The organism is Pedobacter sp. 01N416 (genome assembly GCF_056399685.1).
The window spans coordinates 1-5,096 of sequence record NZ_JBFTRT010000544.1 but is presented as its reverse complement, the minus strand read 5'-3'; the positions used below and the strand labels follow the sequence as shown (position 1 = coordinate 5,096).

General features: G+C 47.6%; 7 protein-coding genes. All 7 read left to right on the top strand.

The window, feature by feature from the left end; translation table 11 throughout:
* Positions 1-349, top strand: a 349-nt coding sequence (locus AC1DND_RS23230; protein WP_477584960.1) for a hypothetical protein, incomplete at its 5' end; no start/stop codon positions are given.
* 544 nt (positions 350-893) lie between these two features.
* On the top strand, positions 894-1,736 hold the full coding sequence (locus tag AC1DND_RS23225; RefSeq protein WP_477584959.1) for a LytR/AlgR family response regulator transcription factor: 843 nt from the start codon (positions 894-896) through the stop codon (positions 1,734-1,736).
* Positions 1,737-1,741: 5 nt separating this feature from the next.
* The gene (locus AC1DND_RS23220; protein WP_477584958.1) at positions 1,742-2,680 is read left to right on the top strand and encodes a fibronectin type III domain-containing protein; all 939 of its coding nucleotides are present in this window, start codon (positions 1,742-1,744) and stop codon (positions 2,678-2,680) included.
* 6 nt (positions 2,681-2,686) lie between these two features.
* Positions 2,687-3,202: a hypothetical protein gene (locus AC1DND_RS23215; RefSeq protein WP_477584957.1), complete on the top strand. Its 516-nt coding sequence runs from the start codon at positions 2,687-2,689 to the stop codon at positions 3,200-3,202.
* Between the two features lie 20 nt (positions 3,203-3,222).
* On the top strand, positions 3,223-3,552 hold the full coding sequence (locus AC1DND_RS23210; protein ID WP_477584956.1) for a hypothetical protein: 330 nt from the start codon (positions 3,223-3,225) through the stop codon (positions 3,550-3,552).
* A gap of 93 nt (positions 3,553-3,645) precedes the next feature.
* Positions 3,646-4,884: a hypothetical protein gene (locus AC1DND_RS23205; RefSeq protein ID WP_477584955.1), complete on the top strand. Its 1,239-nt coding sequence runs from the start codon at positions 3,646-3,648 to the stop codon at positions 4,882-4,884.
* A partial coding sequence (locus AC1DND_RS23200; protein WP_477584954.1) for a hypothetical protein occupies positions 4,872-5,096 on the top strand: 225 nt, incomplete at its 3' end. The genes AC1DND_RS23205 and AC1DND_RS23200, both read left to right, overlap by 13 nt.

Below are 5,096 nucleotides of genomic sequence, written 5' to 3'. Positions count from 1 at the left end.
CTATCTGGCTGTGCTGAAGGGCTATCAGGTACGTTCGGAAGACCGCGAAAGCAGGCTCTGGCAGTCGGTTTCGGGGATGGCGATCACGACGGGGACCGCTATCGGTTTTTCTCCGGAAACAGTTACGGCATTTTCGGATACTGCGGCTGTGGACAGTACGGTGATTTTTGATCGTTTTACTTTTTCGGGCGGGTATAAGAACCTGGTGAGGTTGCTGGATACCCTTTCGAAAGCAAAGGGGATCGGCAGGATCGCGGCTGCGAATCTTGGCAAGGAAAAGGTTTCTTCGCAGGATGAGGGGAAAGAAAAACTGGTGCTCAGACTCAAAATGGCTGGGGTAGGAAGATAACCAAAATATGCCTGACATTTTATTTGTAATGTCTTAACTGGTACGATCTGATATTCCGTGAAAAACCACTGCCTCGCGGAGTTGAAGTAAAACAATCATGGCATATTATAATTGGTATATCAATAGAAAGTCAGCGGGTTTGTAATTGTGTTTTTGACACTTCATATCAGCAAATGTCGATCTTGAGAATTTTAGCTGTTTTTGAAGTCTTATTTTTATTACAGTTTTTTGATTTTATGTTCGGTTTTAATGCGGTGTTGTTTGGGTTGAATGTGTGTTTTGGCGTTTGCTGTGATGGATTCGCCGATTTCTTTTTTTTGTAGTTATTTTTTTGGAATATATTTTTTTATTGGGATATTGTCTGCATAAATTTCTACTGATCATGCATTTATCTATTTCAAACGCTCTCGGTTCCGGCAGCCTTTTGTGGCACCGGGAACAATCCCTTTTTATTTGTTGTCAGGTACGGAATTTAGGTGGCTGAAATCAGCTACCGGCAATGGATCCTCCGTTTTGACCTTAGAAACAAATTAAAATTACGCTCATGATAAGCTGTTACGTGATCGGTGAACTTTCCACCGTAGAGTCGCTCTGTACCTATATCCTTGATTATCCGCTTACGGTCCTGAAGGGCTATTCGGTGCAGCGGCCCGAAAGTTTTGATGCGGTGTATTCGCTCCGGCCCGATATTGTTTTTATTGATTCGGCACTTAATGGTGAACAGGACGCCTGGCTGGAACGCATCAGGCAGTTTTCTTCGGTCGTACTGGTGTCTTCGGGGACCGAACAGGCTTTTGCGGCCTTTGAGCATTTTGCCTTCGATTACCTGATCAAGCCTATAGCTTTTAACCGCTTTGTGAAAAGCATCAACAAGTTCGACCATCTTTCCCATTTGGCAAGTTCCGTCTATGTCAAAAACAGGCCGCAGGCTATCGATTCGTTTTTTATAAAGGCAGATTCCAAGGGCTTTAAGGAGGTACTGATCAGATGCGATCAGCTGATCTATATCGAAGCACTGCAGAACTATGTGATTCTGCATATGGAAGGGGGACAGCGTTTTTCCTGCCACAATTCAATGAAGGAAATGGAGGACAGTTTATGTGGGGCCTCTTTTAGCAGGATACATAAGTCTTTCATTATCAATGAGGAAAAGATCACCTCGATCGAGGGGAATATCCTGATCATGAACGGGAACGAAACGGAAAGACTTCCGATAGGCAATACTTACCGGAAGGCTTTTTTTGAAAAAAAAGCACATAAGATGATTAGAAAACAGAAGACAGCGGTGCAGGTACTTTCCTATTCCAAACTGGCGATGTGGCTATTGGGGTTTGGGATGCTGATTGTGGAAATGCAGGCATCGGTTGAGATTTTTATACGGGGCTGAAGAGAATGAAGAATAAAAAATTTTTGATATTGCTGCTGCCGCTATTGGCCGCCTGTAGTGAATTTATTGAACCATCGATCGGATCACGGGAGATTGATCTGCTTGCCCCTGCCAATCGGCTGGAGACCAACAGCTATCAGCAGACTTTTTGGTGGAACCCGATGGCCGATGCGCTTTATTATCGGCTTCAGGTGGTTTCGCCGCGTTTTGACAGTGTGAGCAAGGTTTTGCTGGATACGCTGATCAACAAGGATAAATTTGTCTATACCCTTGATCCAGGAAGCTATGAGTGGCGGGTGAGGGGAGAGAACGGTAGCAGTGCAAGCGCTTATACGCAAAGGTCGCTGGTGATCTATCCTTCTTCGTTGAGTGATCAGGTGCTGCAGCTGAGCCTGCCTTCAAACGGCCTTTCGGTATCGAAGCCGCAGGTGCGGTATGAATGGCTGAAACTTTTTGGGGCCACAACTTACCGCTTACAGGTGGACCGGAACAACTTTCTTGACGAAAAGAACATGGACCTGAACATCACGACCGAAAACCTGGTTTTTCTGCAGACCCTGAGCGCGGAGGGCAATTACCAGTTTAGGGTAAGGGCAGAAAATGCCACGCAGAACTCAAAATGGAGCACGATAAGAACGCTCACTTATGATGCCACCGGGCCCGAGCGTCCGGTGCTGAGTACGCCCCTGAACAGGCAGTTGGTTTCAAGGCCGGTCAGACTGGTCTGGAACAAGGTTTCGGATGCGGWCAAGTATGAGCTATGGGTATACAAAAGCGATGGGGACACGCCCTACAATTCCAGTTATCCAAAAATCCTGACCGCAACCGAGTTCAGTTTTGATGCGGGGGATCCTGGCGAGGTGGTGGCCTGGAGGCTGAGGGCGTTTGATAAGGCGGGCAATGTTGGGGCATACAGCGAACTGCGGACTTTTACCATTCAATAAAGGCTGATGAAAGATAAGAAAATGACCTACCTTTTGATCTGCTGCGTAGCGGTGGTATGGGGCGTGATCTTTTACCGTGTGTTTTCCGGCCTGGCATCCGAAGCACCTGAGCTGCCGGTAGCCAAAACCCTTAAGGGGGGGTATTTTAACCTGGTCGACCATGCAGGCGATACGGTACGGCTTGATCTTTCCTATAACGATCCCTTTTCGGAAACTTATGCGGAAACACCGCCGGAAACGCTTCCTGAAAAGAGTTCATTAATTTCCCAGCCCCAGGTGGTACCTTTAAAGCCTAAAACGGACTGGTCGGGGATTGTTTACAGCGGCCAGCTCTACAACAGTGTGCAGCGCAGGCACGTGGCGATTATCAATGTCAAGGGCCGTGAAGTGATGCTTAGTGAGGGGGAGCGTGGGGAAGGACTGAAATTTGTCAAACGTATAGGTGACTCCATCAAAGTGGAGTACCAGGGCGCAAGCCGGTGGATGGACCTTACTCGGAATTCTATGAGAACAAGGCATTAAAAACACAAGGGTATTTTGACATGGGCCTGAAAAGCGGAGAGTGGAAAAGCTGGAATGAAAAGGGACTGCCGGATTCGGTGGCGAACTATTCCAACGGAAAGCTCAGCGGACGTTTCGAACGTTATGATGCATCAGGTGGGCTATTGGTAAAAGGGAAATACCGTAAAGGACTGATCAACGGGAAACTGGAAAGGCGCGTTTCGGCTGACAGCGTGCTGGTGACCAGGTATAAAAACGGAAAGATCAGCCCGGAAAAACCTTCAAAGATAAAGGCTTGGGTGAAAAAAATATTCAGGAAGGATAAAAAACGTACAGATGGAACAAAGGGCAAGGAGAGACCAAAAAACTAATGATTCCTTTGAAGATTGTTTCAGCGGTTTGACATTGGATGGCGATTGGTGGAACCTAGGTGTTGTTGCTAAGCGCCATAAATTCCCAGGCCCATGTTAAAGGCCGGCGCACTGTATTTTGCGGTGATCTCCGCTTTTCTGATCGCGGTCATCTGCGCTTCGCTGATCATGATCGCGGCCTATTACAGGGAAAGTTACCTCAGGGAGCTGAGACGGGCCAGGCTGGAGAGGAACATGGATTCCTCGGTTGCTTATGTGTTAAAGCATCGGGGGTCTTTGGGGATGGACAGCATAAGGATGGATCTTTTGGGAGAAGGCACGGACAGCGTGAGCATCAACAGCGGCTTGTGGGGGATTTTTGAATGTCCGGTCATCAGGGCATTCGTCTCTACCGATACGATAAAGAAAAGTTTTTTGATCGGCATGGATACGCGGATGGATACCCTTGCACTTTACCTGAGCGATGAGGACCGGCCGTTGTCGGTCAGTGGCGATACACGGGTTACTGGAGATGCAGAAGTTCCGAAATCGGGGATGCGCAAATCTTATGTGGAGAACAGGCCCTATTCAGGGGACAGGCTCGTTTACGGGAAAATACTGGAAAGTGGTCGTACACTTTCTCCCTTATCGGGCGATATGATAAAGGCGCTGGAAAAGGAACTGAACAGAGATCTTTCAACAATGGAGGTGTTAACTGGGCAAAATATGGAGGTTTCCTTTTTTGGACCTAGAAAGGTCTTTTCGGTTCCCCAGGCCGGACAGGTTACCGGGGAGCTCTCGGGACAGCTTGTGCTGCATTCGGATACTTCGGTATTTATTTCCAGGACTGCAAAGCTGAACAATGTTATCGTTTATGCGCATAGCATTACCGTGGAGGAAGGATTTGAGGGCAACTGCCAGCTATTTGCAAGGGATTCCATTGTCGTTGGTGACAAAGTAGTGCTGCATTATCCTTCGGTGCTGGGACTGGTAGCTAAGGAAAAAATGGTCGACCAGGCCAGGATTTTGGTGGGGAAAGATGTAAGTATCGCTGGAATGGTGTTTAGCTATGAGCCAAAAAGATCGGCGCTGCAGACCATGATCAGTCTTTCAGAGCGGACGGAGGTAAAGGGAGAGGTTTATTCAACGGGCCTGGTGAAGCTGGGTAAAGGGGTGAGCGTGGAAGGCAAGACTTCCTGTAACCGCTTTATCATGCAGACGCCGACAACACTATATGAGAATTTTTTGGTGGATGTCACGCTGAACCGCAGGGCAAGGGACAGGCATTATCTTTCTTCGCCATTATTTGAGGCAAAGGTACAACAGAAAGGGATATTGAAATGGTTAAACTAAAGGCGAAGAAAATAGAAGCTTCGACACTCGTCGAAGTGCTTATTGCCATGGTGGTGATCATGGCGGTATTCTCGGTGGCTATTGGTGTGTTCAGCAATGTGCTGAGCGGTGGGATTTCCCTAAAAAAAATACAGGTGCAGGCACAGATGGAGGTGCTCATCAAACAGTTCAGGGAAGAAGGTTTAAAGGAGGATCGGATGCTGAAGATTGAC